We start from the raw sequence: 421 nt of genomic DNA on the forward strand, positions 1-421 counted from the left end.
TTGCTGAACCATTAAGCCAAGTATTCGCAGAAATTTTATCTACACAAATAATTGTATTGTCTCCGTTACCTGGTGAATTAAATATAAAAAGCGCGTTTGTATTATCCTCACGCTTCAAACTAAATCGCGCTTTGTCTATAGGTCTTGCCCAATCCGGCGGATTAAACCAAACCCCTTGATTAAACTTTCCAACTGCTAATTTGAGAGATGCAGTTAGATAAACTAAATCTCCTCGGCGATAGAGTTTGATGTATCCTCCACCGAACATTGCTGGGTTTCCTTTAGAATCAGTGATTGCATAATCTGTGGTTGCTTTCGTCAGCACTGGGGTTTTTCCGGCTACTTGAATCCCGTCCTGAAAATTCTTAGTTCCTAAAATTGTTTCATTTCCGGTTGCTTTAACTAAAACTCCATCAACACC

The 421-nt window shown here is 39.4% G+C and carries 1 protein-coding gene; it reads right to left on the minus strand.

Annotation, left to right across the window (positions count from 1 at the left end; genetic code table 11):
* Positions 1–421 (minus strand): hypothetical protein (locus BTA35_RS17055; protein ID WP_078320915.1); only part of this gene is annotated, 421 nt, incomplete at both ends.

The organism is Oceanospirillum linum, assembly GCF_001995095.2.
Classification (GTDB): domain Bacteria; phylum Pseudomonadota; class Gammaproteobacteria; order Pseudomonadales; family Halomonadaceae; genus Oceanospirillum; species Oceanospirillum linum.